Source organism: Cellulomonas sp. P5_C5 (assembly GCF_054049655.1).
In genome coordinates this window covers 123,942-140,764 of the sequence record NZ_JBFULY010000003.1, presented here as the reverse complement: position 1 = coordinate 140,764, position 16,823 = coordinate 123,942, and the positions used below count along the sequence as shown (strand labels likewise).

Annotated in this window: 14 protein-coding genes; 8 read left to right on the top strand and 6 right to left on the bottom strand. The window is 73.5% G+C overall.

What is annotated here, in order from left to right; genetic code table 11:
• Positions 1-1,473 (bottom strand): NAD-dependent succinate-semialdehyde dehydrogenase, encoded by a 1,473-nt coding sequence (locus tag ACXJKF_RS04070; protein WP_456786462.1) that lies wholly within the window; start codon positions 1,471-1,473, stop codon positions 1-3.
• Positions 1,474-1,544: 71 nt separating this feature from the next.
• Here ACXJKF_RS04070 and ACXJKF_RS04065 point away from each other — a divergent pair, with 71 nt between their 5' ends.
• From ACXJKF_RS04065 to ACXJKF_RS04050, 4 genes are read left to right on the top strand one after another with little or no spacing between them, the layout of a single operon-like run.
• The gene (locus tag ACXJKF_RS04065) at positions 1,545-2,348 is read left to right on the top strand and encodes a thymidylate synthase (protein WP_456786461.1); all 804 of its coding nucleotides are present in this window, start codon (positions 1,545-1,547) and stop codon (positions 2,346-2,348) included.
• The gene (locus ACXJKF_RS04060; protein WP_456786460.1) at positions 2,345-2,845 is read left to right on the top strand and encodes a dihydrofolate reductase; all 501 of its coding nucleotides are present in this window, start codon (positions 2,345-2,347) and stop codon (positions 2,843-2,845) included. The genes ACXJKF_RS04065 and ACXJKF_RS04060 overlap by 4 nt, the downstream gene beginning before the upstream one ends.
• Before the next feature lie 50 nt (positions 2,846-2,895).
• The gene (gene dapA, locus ACXJKF_RS04055; protein ID WP_456786459.1) at positions 2,896-3,813 is read left to right on the top strand and encodes a 4-hydroxy-tetrahydrodipicolinate synthase; all 918 of its coding nucleotides are present in this window, start codon (positions 2,896-2,898) and stop codon (positions 3,811-3,813) included.
• A 16-nt stretch (positions 3,814-3,829) separates the two neighbouring features.
• The gene (locus ACXJKF_RS04050) at positions 3,830-5,515 is read left to right on the top strand and encodes a ribonuclease J (protein WP_456786458.1); all 1,686 of its coding nucleotides are present in this window, start codon (positions 3,830-3,832) and stop codon (positions 5,513-5,515) included.
• A gap of 67 nt (positions 5,516-5,582) precedes the next feature.
• On the opposite strand, the gene ACXJKF_RS04045 is transcribed toward ACXJKF_RS04050, so the two are convergent.
• Entirely contained in the window at positions 5,583-6,515 is a 933-nt protein-coding gene (locus ACXJKF_RS04045; RefSeq protein ID WP_456786457.1) for a DMT family transporter, read from the bottom strand.
• 61 nt (positions 6,516-6,576) lie between these two features.
• Positions 6,577-7,527 carry a GlxA family transcriptional regulator gene (locus ACXJKF_RS04040; protein WP_456786456.1) on the bottom strand — a complete coding sequence of 317 codons (951 nt, stop codon included), beginning with the start codon at positions 7,525-7,527 and terminating at the stop codon, positions 6,577-6,579.
• A gap of 70 nt (positions 7,528-7,597) precedes the next feature.
• Between ACXJKF_RS04040 and ACXJKF_RS04035 the strand changes: the two genes are divergently transcribed.
• Positions 7,598-8,350, top strand: coding sequence for an MBL fold metallo-hydrolase (locus tag ACXJKF_RS04035; protein ID WP_456786455.1), 753 nt, complete (start codon positions 7,598-7,600; stop codon positions 8,348-8,350).
• Positions 8,351-8,352: 2 nt separating this feature from the next.
• Here the strand turns inward: ACXJKF_RS04035 and ACXJKF_RS04030 are convergent, their stop codons facing one another.
• Together ACXJKF_RS04030 and ACXJKF_RS04025 are read right to left on the bottom strand one after the other, a co-directional pair.
• A complete protein-coding gene (locus ACXJKF_RS04030; RefSeq protein ID WP_456786454.1) occupies positions 8,353-9,465 on the bottom strand; it encodes a DNA glycosylase AlkZ-like family protein in 1,113 nt (370 codons plus the stop codon).
• Positions 9,466-9,501: 36 nt separating this feature from the next.
• Positions 9,502-10,077 carry a TetR/AcrR family transcriptional regulator gene (locus ACXJKF_RS04025; protein WP_456786453.1) on the bottom strand — a complete coding sequence of 192 codons (576 nt, stop codon included), beginning with the start codon at positions 10,075-10,077 and terminating at the stop codon, positions 9,502-9,504.
• A gap of 75 nt (positions 10,078-10,152) precedes the next feature.
• On the opposite strand from ACXJKF_RS04025, the gene ACXJKF_RS04020 reads away from it, so the two are divergent.
• From ACXJKF_RS04020 to ACXJKF_RS04010, 3 genes are all read left to right on the top strand, one after another.
• The gene (locus ACXJKF_RS04020) at positions 10,153-10,563 is read left to right on the top strand and encodes a hypothetical protein (RefSeq protein ID WP_456786452.1); all 411 of its coding nucleotides are present in this window, start codon (positions 10,153-10,155) and stop codon (positions 10,561-10,563) included.
• A 64-nt stretch (positions 10,564-10,627) separates the two neighbouring features.
• Entirely contained in the window at positions 10,628-13,291 is a 2,664-nt protein-coding gene (locus tag ACXJKF_RS04015) for a DNA translocase FtsK 4TM domain-containing protein (protein WP_456786451.1), read from the top strand.
• The gene (locus ACXJKF_RS04010) at positions 13,288-15,486 is read left to right on the top strand and encodes a putative bifunctional diguanylate cyclase/phosphodiesterase (RefSeq protein WP_456786450.1); all 2,199 of its coding nucleotides are present in this window, start codon (positions 13,288-13,290) and stop codon (positions 15,484-15,486) included. The genes ACXJKF_RS04015 and ACXJKF_RS04010 overlap by 4 nt, the downstream gene beginning before the upstream one ends.
• Here the strand turns inward: ACXJKF_RS04010 and ACXJKF_RS04005 are convergent.
• Complete coding sequence (locus ACXJKF_RS04005) at positions 15,476-16,792, bottom strand: CapA family protein (protein ID WP_456786449.1); 1,317 nt, start codon at positions 16,790-16,792, stop codon at positions 15,476-15,478. The genes ACXJKF_RS04010 and ACXJKF_RS04005 overlap by 11 nt on opposite strands.
• Between the last annotated feature and the right edge of the window lie 31 nt (positions 16,793-16,823).

Below are 16,823 nucleotides of genomic sequence, written 5' to 3'. Positions count from 1 at the left end.
TCAGATCGCCACGTACACGCTGTCGAGGTACTCCTCGATGCCCGCCTCGCCGCCCTCGCGTCCCAGTCCGGACGACTTCACGCCACCGAACGGAGCACTCGCGTCCGAGACCAGGCCACGGTTCACCCCGAGCATGCCGGTGTCCACGGACTCGGCGAGCCGCATGACCCGGGCGATGTCCCGCGTGTACGCGTAGGCCACCAGCCCGAACGGGGTCGAGTTCGCCAGCGCGACGCCCTCGGCCTCCGAGCCGAACGTCACGACGGGCGCGACCGGGCCGAACGTCTCCTCCGTGATGACGCGCAGGTCCGCGGAGACCCGGTCGAGGACGGTCGGCGCGTAGAAGTACCCGGGCCGGTCGGGCCGGTCGCCGCCGATGCGGACGCGGGCGCCGGCGTCGACGGCCTCCGCGACGACCTCCTCGACGCGGTCGACCGCGGCCGACTCGATGAGCGGGCCGACCGTCGTGCCCTCGTCGGCGCCGTGCCCGACGACCAGCCGGTCGAACGCCTCCGTGAGTCCCGCGGTGAACTCCTCCGCGACGGACGCGTGCACGAGGAACCGGTTGGCGGCGACGCAGGTCTGGCCCGCGTTGCGCATCTTGGCCTGCACGGCGCCCTGCACGGCTGCGGGGACGTCGGCGTCCTCGAACACGAGGAACGGGGCGTTCCCGCCGAGCTCCATGGACGTGCGCAGGATGTTGTCCGCCGACGCCTTGAGCAGCGCGGCGCCCACCTCGGTCGAGCCGGTGAACGAGAGCTTGCGCAGCCGCGGGTCCGCCAGCAGGGGACCGGAGATGGTGCGCGCCGACGCCGACGGCACCACGTTGATCACGCCCGTCGGCAGCCCGCGGCCCTCCAGCTCCTCGCGGATGATCTCCGCGACGTACGCGGTGGTCAGCGGGGTCAGCTGGGCGGGCTTGATGACGACGGTGCACCCCGCGGCGAGTGCCGGGGCGACCTTGCGGGCGATCATCGCGATCGGGAAGTTCCACGGCGTGATGAGCAGGGCCGGACCGACCGGTCGGCGCAGGACGAGCTGGTGGTTGGCGCCCGACGGTGCGCGGCGGGCCAGACCCTCGAAGCGCACGGCCTGCTCGGAGTACCACCGGACGTAGTCGGCACCGTAGGCGACCTCGGCGCGGGACTCGGCCAGCGGCTTGCCGCCCTCGGCCGTCACCAGGGCGGCGATGTCCTCCGTGCGCGCGGTCAGCGTCTCGAAGACTGCCCGCAGCAGCTCGGCACGCACCCGCGGGGCGGTCGCCCGCCACTCCGGGAACGCACCGTCGGCCGCGGTCAGGGCGTCGAGCGCGTCCTGCTCACCGCCGTCGGCCACGTCGAAGAGGGTCTCGGTGGTGGCGGGGTCGGAGACCTCGAACGTCCGCCCGGTGCTCGCGGGGCGCCACGCCCCGTCGATCAGGACCCCGGTGGGGACGTGGGCGGCGACGGTGGGGGGCAGCGACGGCGGTGTCATACCGATGAGTATGTCGTCCGCGGCGCGTCGGCGCGACGAGCCGCCGCCGGCGGCGACCTACGATGTCGCGCATGACCGAGACGCCCACGCCGTACGAGGACCTCCTCCGGCTCGTGCTCGAGACCGGCACCCCGAAGGCCGACCGCACGGGGACGGGGACGCGCAGCGTGTTCGGCCACCAGATGCGCTTCGACCTGGCGGCGGGGTTCCCGCTGGTCACCACGAAGCGCGTCCACCTGCGCTCGATCGTGCACGAGCTGCTGTGGTTCCTGCGCGGTGAGTCGAACGTCGCCTACCTGCACGAGAACAACGTGACCATCTGGGACGAGTGGGCCGGTCCCGACGGCGAGCTCGGCCCGGTCTACGGGGTGCAGTGGCGCAGCTGGCCCACGCCCGACGGCGGCCACATCGACCAGATCACCGAGCTGCTGGCCAACCTGCGCCGCGACCCCGACTCGCGCCGGCACATCGTGTCCGCGTGGAACGTCGCCGACATCCCCTCGATGGCGCTCGCCCCGTGCCACGCGTTCTTCCAGTTCTACGTCGCCGACGGGCGGCTCTCCTGCCAGCTCTACCAGCGCTCCGCCGACCTGTTCCTCGGGGTGCCGTTCAACATCGCGTCGTACGCGTTGCTGACCCACATGGTCGCCCAGCAGGTCGGGCTCGAGGTCGGCGACTTCGTGTGGACCGGTGGGGACTGCCACATCTACGACAACCACGTGGACCAGGTCCGCGAGCAGCTGAGCCGGACGCCCTACCCAGCGCCGACCCTCGAGCTGCACCAGGCCGCGTCTCTGTTCGACTACACGTTCGACGACGTCCAGGTGCGCGACTACCAGTACCACCCCGCCATCAAGGCGCCGGTGGCCGTGTGAGCCTGGCGCTGGTCTGGGCCCAGACCCCCACGGGGACCATCGGTCGCGACGGCACCCTGCCGTGGCACGTCCCCGAGGACATGGCCCACTTCCGCGAGCTGACCCGCGGGCACCCGGTGATCATGGGCCGCGCCACGTGGACGTCGCTGCCCGCGCGGTTCCGGCCGCTGCCCGGCCGCGACAACATCGTGCTGACCCGGACGGCCGGGTTCGAGGCCGCCGGCGCGCTCGTCGTGCACGGGATCGACGAGGCGCTCCGGCTCGTCGGGGACCGCGACGCCTGGGTCATCGGCGGGGGAGAGGTCTACCGGTCGTTCCTCCCGCTCGCGCACCGGGTCGAGGTCACGGTCGTCTCCCTCGACGTCGGGGGCGACACCCGCGCCCCCGCGCTCGACAAGGCGTCCTGGCGGCGCGCCGACGCGGACCCCGACCACGGCTGGCACGTGTCGGCCGCCGGCGGCACGCGGTACCGGTTCGAGTCCTACCTGCGCGCCTGAGGAGCGAAACCCCACGACGGAGGGCGCACGCGGGGCGGTACCGTGGCCCCATGCCGCGCACCTCCACGCCCACCCGCCCGTTCGGGACCGTGCTCACCGCGATGGTCACGCCGATGACGGCGGACGGGGCGGTCGACCTCGCCGGAGCCGTACGGCTGGCGAAGCACCTCGTGGACCACGGCAACGACGGGCTCGTGCTCAACGGCACCACGGGCGAGGCGCCGACCACGCACGCGCCCGAGAAGGCGGAGCTGGTCCAGGCGGTCGTCGAGGCCGTCGGCGAGCGCGCCTGGGTGGTCGCCGGAGCCGGGTCCAACGACACCGCGCACGCGGTGCGCATGGCGGAGCAGGCCGCCGAGGCCGGAGCGCACGGCCTGCTCGTCGTCAGCCCGTACTACTCGCGCCCCTCCCAGGAGGGTGTCCGCCGGCACGTCGAGGCCGTCGCGGACGCCACCGACCTGCCCGTCATGCTCTACGACGTGCCCAGCCGCACCGGCGTGCGGTTCGCGCCGGCGACCATCGCCGCGCTCGCGGGCCACGACCGCATCGTCGCCATGAAGGACGCCGGCGGCGACGCCTACGCGGCCGCCAAGTCGATCGCCGAGACCAGCCTCGCCTGGTACTCCGGTGACGACACCGCGCTGCTGGCTCTCCTCTCGCACGGCGCCGTCGGCATCGTGAGCGTCGCGGGCCACGTCGCCGGCCGCCAGCTGGGGCAGATCGTCGCCGCGTTCGACGCCGGCGACCACACCGCGGCGCTCCAGACCTTCCGATCGATCATCCCCGCGATCGACGCACTCAACGGCGCCGGCTTCCAGGCCGTCGCCGCGAAGGCCGCGCTCCAGGTGCTGGGCTTCCTGCCCGAGCGCTCGGTGCGCCTCCCGCTCGTCCCCGCGACCGACGACGAGCTCGCGCTGATCCGCGACGGCCTGCGGGCCGCCGGGCTGCTCGACGTCGTCGTGCGCTGATCCCACCAGGAGTCCTATGAGTCACCCGCATCCCGAGCTCACCCTGCCGCCGGCACTGCCCGACGGCGCCCTGCGCGTCGTCGCGCTGGGTGGGCTCGGAGAGGTCGGCCGCAACATGGCCGTCCTCGAGCACGCCGGACGTCTGCTCGTCATCGACTGCGGCGTCCTCTTCCCCGAGGACCACCAGCCCGGCGTCGACCTGATCCTTCCCGACTTCGAGTACATCAAGGACCGGCTCGACGACATCGAGGCGATCATCCTCACGCACGGCCACGAGGACCACATCGGTGCCGTGCCGTACCTGCTGCGCCTGCGCAAGAACATCCCGCTGGTCGGCTCCCGGCTGACGCTCGCGTTCATCGAGGCGAAGCTCAAGGAGCACCGCATCCAGCCCGTGACGCGCGAGGTGCGCGAGGGGCAGACCGCGACGTTCGGCGGGTTCGAGTGCGAGTTCGTCGCCGTGAACCACTCGATCCCGGACGCGCTCGCCGTGGCCGTGCACACCGCCGCCGGCACCGTCCTGCACACCGGCGACTTCAAGATGGACCAGCTGCCGCTCGACGGCCGGATCACCGACCTGCGGGCGTTCGCGCGCCTCGGCGAGCGCGGGGTCGACCTGTTCATGGTCGACTCCACCAACGCCGAGGTGCCCGGGTTCGTCGCTCAGGAGCGGGGGATCGGGCCCGTCCTGGACCAGGTGTTCGCGGACTCCACCAAGCGGATCATCGTCGCGTCGTTCGCCTCGCACGTGCACCGCGTCCAGCAGGTGCTCGACGCCGCCTACGCCCACCAGCGCCGGGTCGCGCTCGTCGGCCGGTCGATGGTCCGGAACATGGGCATCGCCGCCGACCTCGGCTACCTCAAGGTGCCCGACGGCGTGCTCATCGACCTCAAGCAGGTGGACACCCTGCGCGACGACGAGATCGTGCTCATGTGCACCGGGTCGCAGGGCGAGCCGATGGCCGCGCTGTCCCGGATCGCCAACAACGACCACAAGGTCTCGGTCGGCCCCGGTGACACCGTGATCATGGCGTCGTCGCTGATCCCCGGGAACGAGAACGCCGTCTTCCGCGTGATCAACGGCCTGACCCGGCTCGGGGCCCGCGTCGTGCACTCCGGCAACGCCAAGGTGCACGTCTCCGGGCACGCCAGCGCCGGCGAGCTCCTCTACTGCTACAACATCCTCAAGCCGCGCAACGTCATGCCCGTGCACGGCGAGATCCGGCACCTCGTGGCCAACGCGGCGCTCGCGGTGCAGACCGGCATCCCGGCCGACCGCGTGGTCCTCGCCGAGGACGGCGTGGTGGTCGACCTGATCGACGGCCGCGCGCGGATCGTCGGTGCCGTGCCCTGCGGGTACGTGTACGTCGACGGGTCCAGCGTCGGGGAGATCACCGAGGTCGAGCTCAAGGACCGCCGGATCCTGGGCGACGAGGGCTTCATCTCGATCTTCGCCGTGGTCAGCTCCGCCGACGGCAAGGTGCTGGCCGGCCCGCAGATCCACGCCCGCGGGTTCGCCGAGCAGGACGCCGTGTTCGACGACATCCTCCCGGAGCTCACCGCTGCCCTGGAGGAGTCGGCACGCAACGGCAACTCCGACGCGCACGTCCTGCAGCAGGTCATGCGCCGCGTGGTGGGCCGCTGGGTGTCCAACCGGCTGCGTCGTCGGCCGATGATCATCCCGGTGGTCGTGGAGGCCTGACGGGTCCTGACCCGTCGCTCGACCCGCACGGCCCCCGTCCTGTCCGCAGGCCGGGGGCCGTCGCGCGTCAGGTCGGCGTGACCCGGGTGACCTCGTCGGCGGTCGGGACGTCGTCCACCACCGCCTGCGCGTCGTCGGGGTCGCGGTCGCGGGGTCGACGCGAGGCCGCCGCCGAGCCGATGAGGATCAGGGCCGTCGCTGCGAGCACGGTGATCGTGATGACCTCGTCGAGCACCAGGGCGCCGAGCGCCACCGCGACGACCGGGTTGAGGTAGGCGACGAGGGTGGACCGCGCCGCGCCCACCTCGACGATCAGCCGGAAGAACAGCACGAACGCCAGCGCGGTGCAGAGCGCGCCGAGCCCCGCCAGGGCCAGCACCGCGTCGACCGGCGGCCAGGCGTGGGGACCGGTGACGACCACGACGGGTGCGTAGACGAGCGCCGTCAGGCCGAGGCAGGTGGCCGTCAGCGGGATGGCGGGGACGTCGCGCAGCCCCCGGTCCGCGATGATCGGTGCGGCGGCGTACCCGAGGGCGGCGAGAAGCACCTGGGCGACGGCCCACGGGTCACCGCCGGCCGCCCCCGGACCGAGCAGCAGCGCGACGCCGCCGAGGCCGACGAGCAGGCCGACCCAGCGCACGAGCGCCACGGGACGCCGGTCGCCCACGAGCCGGCCGAGGATCACCGCGGCGATCGGGACGGTCGCCACCAGCAGCCCGGTGGTCGAGCTGGAGAGCGTGCGCTCGGCGTTCGAGAGCAGGATCCACGGCAGGACGATCTCGAGCACCGCGAACCCGAGCACCGCCGGCCAGTGGCCGCGCAGGGTGCGCAGACCGCCGCCGCGCAGCGCGAAGGGCAGGAGCAGCAGCGCGCCGAGCGCGGTCCGCACGAACACGACCATGACGGGCGTGACGTCCGTGACGGCGATCTTGATCAGCAGGTACGGGATGCCCCAGATGACTCCGACGGCGACCAGGAGGATCCAACCGCGGCGGCTCACGTGGGCACCGCGCAGGGACGAGAACGCATGACGCCACCGTAGGACCGACCACCGACATCTTTTACGCGGACGTGCGGAACGCCGCCCGGTGCTGGCGTGGGCTGGTGCGGAACTCGCGCGCGAAGTGCTGGCGCAGGGCTGCCGACGAACCGAACCCTGCGGTCGCGGCGACCTGCTCGACGGGTGCGTCCGTCGACTCCAGCAGCACGCGGGCCCGCACCAGGCGCTGCCGCAGGAGCCACTGGGACGGGCTCGCGCCGGTGCGGGCGCGGAACTGGCGGGTGAACGTCCGCCGCGACAGGTGCACGCTCGCCGCCCAGGTGTCCAGGTCCAGGGGCGCGTCGAGCCGTGCCGTCGCCCAGCCCATCGCGACCTCGACCGGGTCCGCGGACGGCGTGGGGGACACCGGCGCGGGGATGTACTGCGCCTGGCTGCCGTCCCGGTGCGGCGCGAGCACGAGAGCCCGGGCGACGTCGGCCGCGAACGTGGCGCCGTGGTCGCTGCGCACGACGTGCAGGCAGCAGTCGAGCGCGGCCGCGACCCCGGCCGAGGTGACGACGTCGCCGAGGTCGCACCACAGCACGTCGGACCGGACGGTCGCCGACGGGTGCCGACGGGCGAGCTCTGCCGCCGCCGACCAGTGCGTCGCCACCTCGCGGCCGTCGACGAGCCCGGCTGCGGCGACCACGAACGACCCCAGGCACAGACCGATCACCCGGGCGCCCCGCTCGTGCGCGCCGCGGACCGCGGCGAGCAGGGCGTCGGACGGGTCGTGAGCGATCAGCCAGCTCGGGATCACCACGGTCTGCGCCTCCGCCAGGGCGTCGAGACCGTGCTCGACGAGCAGGTCGTAGCCCGCATCGGTGGCCAGCGCGCCGGGCTCCTCGGCGCACACGGTGACGCGGTAGCGCGGGGTGGGTGCGCTGCGGGAGCGGGCCGCGAACACCGTGGACGGCACGGAGAGGTGGAACGGGCTGATCCCGGGGAACGCGACGACGGCAATCTCGTGCATGGCCCGATCCTAGCGAACGGTGTCCGTCGGGCCACTGGTGACCACGCACCCGCCCGGCGAGGCTGGGCGCATGACCTCGATCAGAGCGACCTACGTCGGCGGCCCCACGGTGCACCTCCAGTACGCGGGCCAGACCTTCCTGACCGACCCCACGTTCGACCCGCCGGGGGAGTACCGGGGTGCCGGGGCCACCCTCCGCAAGCTCGTCGGGCCGGCCGTGCCGCTGGCAGAGCTCGGCCCGGTCGACGTCGTGCTGCTCTCGCACGACCAGCACGCCGACAACCTCGACCACTCGGGCCGGGCACTCCTGGCCTCGGTCCCGACGGTCCTGTCGACGCCGGACGCCGCCGCGCGGGTCCCGGGGGTGCGGGGCCTCGACCCGTGGGAGCGGGCGACGGTCGGTGCCGTCACGGTGACCGCCGTCCCGGCGCGGCACGGCCCGGAGGGCGCGGAGCCGCTCAGCGGGGTGGTGACGGGGTTCGTCCTGCAGGCCGACGGGTGGCCCACGGTCTACGTGTCGGGGGACAACGCGTCGCTCGACGTGGTCGACGCGATCGGCCGGCGCATCCCTGGCATCGACCTCGCCGTGCTGTTCGTCGGCGGCGCCAACGTCGGCCGGTTCGGCGCCGAGCCGCTCACGCTCGACGCCGCCCGGGCGAGCGCCGCCGCGGACCTCCTGCCGGGCGCGCGCGTCGTGCCCGTGCACCACACCGACTGGGCGCACTTCGTCGACCCGCTCGCCGCCGTCGAGGAGCGCTTCGCGTCAGGCGGTCGGCGGGACCGGCTGGTGGTGCTCGAACGCGGACGCCTGACCGAGCTCTGACGCTACGCAGGCGTCACCCCGCGGAACTCCGCGAGCCGCTCGTGCTCGATCCCGACCGCCGCCGTCGTCCGGCTCGACCACGGCACCCACTCGTCGAGCTCCAGCGCGAGCCGCTTGCCCTTCGCGCGCGGTCGCCACGTACCGACGAGCTCGCCGTCGGCGAGGACCGCGCCGGGCCGCCCGATGCTCGGCCAGAGCGCCTTGTGGTGGGCCTTGTCGGGGACCAGGAGCTCGCGGTCGCGGCCCTGGAGGAACAGGTCGTACGGGCCGAGCAGCCGCACGAGCGGCTCGTGCGGCGGGTCCTCGAGCGCGGCGCGGTCGGCGTCGAGGATGCTCGCACCGTCCCGAGCGACCTCGACGGCGTCCTCGGGCCACCGGGCCTTCACGTCCCGGACGGTCGAGTCGAGGAACTCCGCGGCCTGCTTCGGTGTCAGCGGGCCGAGCAGGCGCAGGAGCCCACGCAGCAGGTCGACGGGTCCGTCGTCGGAGTCGTCCGTCCGCTCGAGGTTCCCCACCTGGCCCGCGGGCCAGCGCGGGATGCGGCGGACGACCGGGGGAGAGGTGTCCGGCTCCAGCTCGAGCCCCGCGTGCAGCGCGGCGAGCCGGAACGGCATCTCGTACAGGTGGGTGGCGTGGCAGCCCGGGCACCACCGCAGGTACGGCTCGGTCATCTCCTTCGTCATCCGGGTGGAGAGCGTCCCCTTGACCGTGGGCTCGGTGACGACCTGGCGCATCGTGCGGGACACCGTCGCGAGCGCGTCGAGGACGGGGATGCCGGCGTCGGCCAAGGGGCCCGAGGCGTTGATGACGCGCTTGGCGGCATCGGCGTCCGAGTAGGGGCGCAGCGCCTTCTCGACCGCCGGCAGGTCGGACCGGCGGTAGGCGTGGGGCGCGGCGCGGACGGTCCACGCCAGGGCGAGCTCGTGCGGCCAGTGGTGCGCGGTCACCGGCACGCCGCGCAGCGCGAGCGCCCACAGCGCGCCGTCGGGTCCGGTGTCCTGCGCGCCGATGTCGAGGATCGCGGCCGAGCCGGGGCTCCGGTCCTTCCTGGTCGCCCGGTCGAGCTCCTGGGCGTGGATGCGGTAGCGGAGCACCTGCGTTCGGGTGACAGCCATGCCTCCACCGTGGCACGCGCCTCCGACACCGGCAGGTCAGCCGCCGAGGATGCCCGGTCCCGCGGCCCGCAGGACGTCGGCGTACCGCTGCTCGGCGCCCGCCGGCAGGAGCCCGTCCAGCTCGAGCTCGACGAGACCGTGCACGAGCGCCCACAGCCCGAGGGCAGGTTCCTCGGCGGGGGCGCCCTCGCCCAGCACGCGCGCGACCGCGTCGCGCAGGACCAGGAACGTCGCGCTGCCCGTCGCCGGTCCGCGGGTCCCGTCCTGCAGACCTGCGCCGGTCGCGCTGAACATGACGCGGTAGAAGTGCGGGTCGGCCAGCGCGTTCGCCCGGTAGGCGAGCCCGAGCCCGAGCAGGTCCGCGGCGGGGTCCGCGGTGTGCGGGACGGCGGCGAGCCGCTCGGCGAAGCGCGCGAAGGCCTCGTCGCCGACGGCCCGGACGAGATCCTCCCGGCTTCCGAACAGGGAGTACACGGCCGAGGGCGACGTGCCCGCGCGGGACGCGAGGTCGCGGACCGTGAGCCCGGTCGCACCCGTGGTCGCGACGATCGTCGACGCCTCCTCGAGCAGGCGGGCGCGTAGGGCGTCGTCGTGCACGCGGGGACGGGCCATCAGGTGATCCTACGGTCTTGACGCGGGTTTGCGCACAGTGTTCTATAACGCTGTTCGCAAACAAGGAGGACTGCCGTGATCGAGCTCACCGAGGCCGCTCGGGTCACCGCCGGCATCGTCGCACTGTCGGTGGTCGCCATCGAGTCCGGCGGTGCCTTCCTCCTGCGCGTCGTCACCGGCAAGGAGCAGGTCACCGACTTCCAGAAGAGCTTCTTCCGGGCCGGGCACGCCCACGCGGGCGTCCTGGTGACCCTCGGCCTCGTCTGCCTGGTCCTCGGCGAGGCCACGACGCTGACCGGCTTCTGGCGGTGGCTCGCCCAGACCGGGGTGCTGCTCGCGGCGATCGTGATGTCGGCCGGGTTCTTCTTCGCCGCCATGGGACGCGGCCGCCAGGAGCCCAACCGCGCCGTGATCCTGCTCGGGGTCGGCGCCGTGCTGCTCGCTGCGGGCGTCGCGACCCTGGGTGTCGGCCTGCTGCTCGGGTGAACGAGCGCCCGACACGCGCCCGACGGTCGACGTGTCGCGGGCGGCCCCGACTAGTTTGAGGACCATGGCGACTCGCACGTCCACCCCTCGCGCCCGCTCCGGTGCGCCGGCGACGTCGCGCGCGTCCGGCAAGTCGACCGGCACCTCCCGCCCGCAAGGCCGCAGACCCCCACCTCCGCCTGCACGACCGGCCTTGCCGGTCCGCATCGTCAAGGGCATGTTCATGGGTGCCGCCCACCTCGTCGGCGGGACCGCGCGACGCGTCGGGCACGGCGCGCGGGACCTCGACCCGGCGCACCGCCGCGACGGTCTGGCGTTCACGCTCCTCGGGCTCGCGATCGTCATCGCCGCGCGCGAGTGGTGGGACCTGTCGGGGACGGCCGGGGCCGTGGTGCACAACGTCGTCGCCGGGACGTTCGGCAAGGTCGGCGTCGCGGTGCCGCTGGTCCTGCTCGGGCTCGCCGTGCGGCTCATGCGGCACCCGGAGCGCGTCGAGGCCAACGGACGCATCGTCATCGGGCTCGGCGCCATCACCCTCGCCGTCTGCGGCCTCGTCCAGATCGGTGCCGGGCTGCCGGGGACGGACGACATCGCTGCGCTGCGCGTCGCGGGCGGCATCGTCGGGTTCCTCATCGGGACGCCGCTGGCCAGCCTGCTCACGCCCGGCGTGGCCGTCGCGCTGCTGATCCTGCTGGCGTTCTTCGGCGTCCTCGTCGTGACGGCGACCCCCGTGCACCAGATCGTCCCGCGCCTGCGCGGCGTCTACGACAAGCTCACCGGCAACACCCGGACGCCTGCGGAGGAGACCGAGGACGACGCACCGCTCGTCATCAACGCCGGGCACACGGCCGTTGCCGAGATCGAGGCGCCGCCCAAGCGCAAGCTCATCGGCCGACGACGCAAGCGCGCCGACCAGACGGACGAGCCGGACGACACGCGCCTCGACGCGTACGACGGCGACGAGGCGTTCGAGCGTGCCGCCATCGTCGCGGCGGCCGAGGCCGAGGCGGAGGCCCAGGCGGCGCGTGACGCGGCGCCGGACACGGTGCCGACGACCGTCGTGAGCGCCAAGGCCCCGCTGCGGGCACCCGAGCCGACCCCCGTCCCGCGCGGCGAGCAGCCGATGCTCGGCGGAGACGTCCTCTACACGCTCCCCGCAGAGGACGCCCTGGCCAAGGGCGCGCCGCACAAGGTGCGGTCGGCCGCCAACGACCGGGTGGTCGAGTCCCTCACCTCCGTGCTCGAGGCGTTCGAGATCGACGCGCAGGTCACGGGCTTCACGCGGGGTCCGACCGTCACGCGGTACGAGGTCGAGCTGGGCCGGTCGGTGAAGGTCGAGCGGGTCACGGCGCTGAGCAAGAACATCGCCTACGCGGTGGCCAGCGCGGACGTCCGCATCCTGTCGCCGATCCCGGGCAAGTCCGCGATCGGCATCGAGATCCCCAACACCGACCGCGAGACCGTCTCGCTCGGCGACGTGCTGCGCTCGAGCGCGGCCAAGCGCACCGAGCACCCGATGGTCATCGGCGTCGGCAAGGACGTCGAGGGCGGGTACGTCGTCGCCAACCTGGCCAAGATGCCCCACCTGCTCGTCGCGGGCGCCACCGGCGCGGGCAAGTCGAGCTTCGTCAACTCGATGATCGTCTCGATCCTCATGCGCGCGACGCCCGACGAGGTCCGCATGGTGCTCGTCGACCCCAAGCGCGTCGAGCTCACGCTCTACGAAGGCATCCCGCACCTCATCACGCCGATCATCACGAACCCCAAGAAGGCCGCCGAGGCGCTCGAGTGGGTGGTGCGCGAGATGGAGGCGCGCTACGACGACCTGGCGAACTTCGGGTTCAAGCACATCGACGACTTCAACACCGCGGTCCGCGCGGGCAAGGTCAAGCCGCTGCCGGGCTCGGAGCGCAAGATCGCGACGTACCCGTACCTGCTGGTGGTCGTCGACGAGCTGGCCGACCTCATGATGGTCGCGCCACGTGACGTCGAGGCGTCCATCCAGCGCATCACGCAGCTGGCCCGTGCCGCCGGCATCCACCTGGTCCTGGCCACCCAGCGCCCGAGCGTCGACGTGGTCACCGGCCTGATCAAGGCGAACGTGCCGTCGCGCCTCGCGTTCGCGACCAGCTCCCTGACGGACTCGCGGGTCGTGCTCGACCAGCCCGGCGCCGAGAAGCTCATCGGCCAGGGTGACGCGCTGTTCCTGCCGATGGGCGCCGCCAAGCCGATGCGCACCCAGGGTGCCTGGGTGTCGGAGTCGGAGATCCACGCGGTCGTCGAGCACGTCAAGAAGCAGCTCAAGCCGGTGTACCGCCAGGACGTGACCGCGGCGCCGGTCAAGAAGCAGGTGGACGAGGACATCGGCGACGACCTCGACCTGCTGCTGCAGGCCGCGGAGCTCGTCGTCACCACGCAGTTCGGCTCGACGTCGATGCTGCAGCGCAAGCTGCGGGTCGGGTTCGCCAAGGCGGGTCGCCTGATGGACCTGCTCGAGTCCCGCGAGATCGTCGGTCCGTCCGAGGGGTCCAAGGCCCGGGAGGTGCTGGTGCAGGCCGACGACCTGCCGGCCACGCTCGCGATGCTCCGCGGCGCACCGGGTGAGGACGAGGGCGACCGGTACGCGACGACGGACGGTGCCCTGCCGGGCGAGCCGCCGGAAGCGACCGACTACTTCGACGGCGCTGAGGAGGACGACGCCGGACGCTGGTCCGGCGGGGGTCGGTGAGCGCCGCGTTCCCCGACCCCTGGGGGGTCGTCAGCACGGTGATCGCCGGCGTGGCGGTCCTGGCACTCATCGCCGTCCTCGTCCTGCTCGGCAGGCAGCGGGCGCAGGTCCGGCGGGCGAACGAGCTGCTGGAGCTCTCCCGCGAGCTGCGCCACCGGTACGACGCGCTGCAGGCCGTGACCAAGGAGGGCGTGCTCGTCCAGTCGCTGTCCGGGCGGGTGCTCGACATCTCCGAGCGGGCGGCGGCGATCCTGGGCGTCGACGCGCAGGCCTCCGTCGGGCGGTCCGTCGGCGACCTCCCGGTCGTGCTCGTGAACGAGATGGGCCTGGCGATGAACCCGGCAGCGGTCCTGGGCCACCGCTCGGGCGTCGCGCGCGCGGGCTGGACCGTCCACTCGGAGCTCGTCGGGGTCGCGCTCCCCGGGACCGACACGACGCAGGCCCGGATGGTCCAGGTGGCCAGCCAGCTGGTGCCCGCCGGGGACGGGGATGCCGCCGCGGTGCTCACGACCCTCGTCGACGTCACGGGCCGCCGGGAGGTCGAGGCCGCGTTGACCCGGAGCGAGATGCAGTTCCGGGTCGCGATGGAGAACGCGCCGATCGGCATGGCGCTCGTAGACGTCGAGTGGCGGATCGTGGAAGCCAACGCGGCGTTCGCCGAGCTGCTGGGCACCAGCGTCGGAGCCCTGCGCGGGTACCGCATGGAGGACCTCAGCACCCCCGAGGGCCGGCCCGCCGAACGCCTGGAGGTCGACCACCTGCTCGGGGGCGGCCAGCACCGGTTCTCCCTGGAGAAGCGGTACCAGCGGGCCGACGGCCACCAGGTGTGGGTGGCGCTCGACGCGGCGCTGGTCCGGACCCCGTCCGGCGCGCCGGACCACTTCGTCGTCCAGGTGCGCGACTCGACGGAGTCGCGGCTCCAGGCGGAGATGCTCACGCACCGGGCGATGCACGACCCGCTGACCGGGCTGGCCAACCGCACCCTGCTCCAGGAGGTCCTCCAGTCCGTCCTGGAGCAGCCGGGCGTCGTCGACCGCGTGGCAGTCCTGGCGTGCGACCTCGACGGGTTCAAGGAGATCAACGACCGCTACGGCCACGCCGCCGGTGACGAGGTGCTCGTGCACGTCGCCGGGGTGCTGCGCGCGGCGACCGCACGCCGGGGCACCGTGGCGCGGCTCGGCGGCGACGAGTTCGTGGTGGTCGTGCAGGACCTCGACGGCCCGCGCGCGGTGTTCGAGGTCGCCACCGCCATCCACGCCGGGCTGCAGGAGCCGGTCCGGGTGGGCCGTCGGCGGCTCAACGTCGCGGCCAGCATCGGCATCGCCCTGGCGGACCCGGACTCGATCGAGGGCGGCGCGCCCGCCCTGCTCGCCGCGGCCGACGCGGCGCTCTACCGCGCGAAGGGTGCGGGTCGCGGACGGACCGAGGTCTACGACGCGTCGATGGCCATGGGGTCGCCGTCGGACCTGCACCGGGAGCTCGCCGCCGCGATCGCGGAGGACCAGCTCGTGGTCCACTACCAGCCGATCGTCGACCTGGCCGACGCCCGCGTGGTCGGGTACGAGGCGCTCGTGCGCTGGGAGCACCCGCACCGCGGGCTGCTGCTGCCCGCCTCGTTCCTCAGCCTGATCCAGGAGGCGGGCATGTCCGTCGCCCTCGGTCAGCTGGTCGCCCGGCGCGTGGTCGAGTTCGTCGCCTCCATCCACGACCGGACCCGGTGGGTGTCGGTGAACGTGTCCGCCGACCAGCTCGGGGACGGCGAGTTCGCGACGACCCTGCTCTCGGAGATCTCCCGGCACCGGCTCACCGCGGGCCGGATCGTGGTGGAGCTGACCGAGTCGTCGCTCGTCGCGTCCGGCACCCGGATCCGCCACGAGCTCACGCAGCTGTCCGCGGCGGGCGTCCCGATCCTGCTCGACGACTTCGGGACCGGGGTGTCGCCGTTGTCGTACCTGCGGGACCTGCCCGTCGCCGGCGTGAAGCTCGACATGTCGTTCACGTCCGGCATCCCCGAGGACCCGACCGCCGGCAAGGTCGCCCGTGCGCTGGGTGCGCTGGCGCGCGAGCTCGCCATGGTGACCATCGCCGAGGGGATCGAGCACGAGGAGCAGGCCGAGTACCTGCACCGCAACGGCTGGCGCTACGGGCAGGGCTGGCTGTACGGCAGCGCCCAGCCGGGCGACATCACCCGCTGACGCGGGGGACCACGACGGGCGGCGGGCCGGTCGTCGTCAGCGGGGTCGTGCGCTGCGGCGCCGCGGTCCCGGCAGCGGCGACCACGCGGGCCGTCCGGTCCGCCACCTGACCGCCGCTGAGCGAGCCGGCGCCGGCCGGGATGTCGACGAGGGCGTGCACCTGGTGCCCGCCGATCCGGTCGACCGTGATCGGCGTCCACTCCACCCCGGTCACCCGCGCGGGTCCGGCGGCGATCCCCTCGGCGGGGAACGCACCGGTGGCCCCCACGTGCGCGGTGAGCAGGAGGCCGGAGTCGGTGTCGGGGTCACAGCAGGCGCCGTCCTGGTTGGACAGGAAGTTGCCGAGCCCGTACGCCACCCACATGCCGGTGCCGTCGGGACCGCCCTCCAGACGCACGACCGGCTGCGGGACGTGCGCGTGGTGGCCGATGACCAGGTCGAACACCCCGGAGTCGGCCAGCTGCTGGTCGGTGGCGACCTGTTCCGGCGTCGGGTCGGTGCGGTACTCGACGCAGCAGTGGACGCTCGCGATCACGAGGTCCGCACCGGCTGCACGCGCCGCGGTCGCCTGCGCGACCATCGTCGGGACGTCGATGCGGTCCACCGACCACGGCTTGTCCGCGTCGATCGGCATCCCGTTCGTGCCGTAGGTCGCGGCGACGTGCGCCACCGTGAGCGTCCGGCCGGCCCGGTCGAGCGTGTACACCTGCGGCTGTGACTGCTCGACGGCGCTCCGGGCCGTCCCGACGTGCCCGAGCCCAGCGGCGTCGAGCGCGTCGAGCGTCGCCGTGACCCCGGCGAAGCCGCGGTCGACGGAGTGGTTCGACGCCGTCGAGCACCCGTCCCAGCCCTGGTCCCGCAGCCCCGTCGCGATCGCTGCGGGCGTGCCGAACATGGGGTAGCCGCTGGGCGGTGTGCCCGCGGGTGCCACGGGCACCTCGAGGTGGCACAGCGCGAGGTCGGCGCCCTGGACCCAGGGGTCCAGCGGTTCGAGCAGCGGCCCGAAGTCGTAGCCGCCGTCCGCGGTGCGGGCGCTCGAGAGGACCGGAAGGTGGGGCAGGACGTCACCGGCGGCGACGATCGAGAACTCCGCGTCCGGGTCGGCCGTCGGGGTGGGCGTCGGGGTGGGCGTCGGCGTCGCGCTCGCCGTCGCGGTCGCACCCAGGACGGTGGGCTCGGCCGCTGTCGGGCGGTCCCACGGACGCAGTGCTGCTGCAGTCGCCGCAAGGCTCGCGACGAGGAGCAGGACGATCGCGAGGGCGATGACCGCAGGCGAACGTCTGCCGCCGCGCGCGTGCTGGGTCACGCGCGGATTCTATGGGGTGGACGGGGCATCT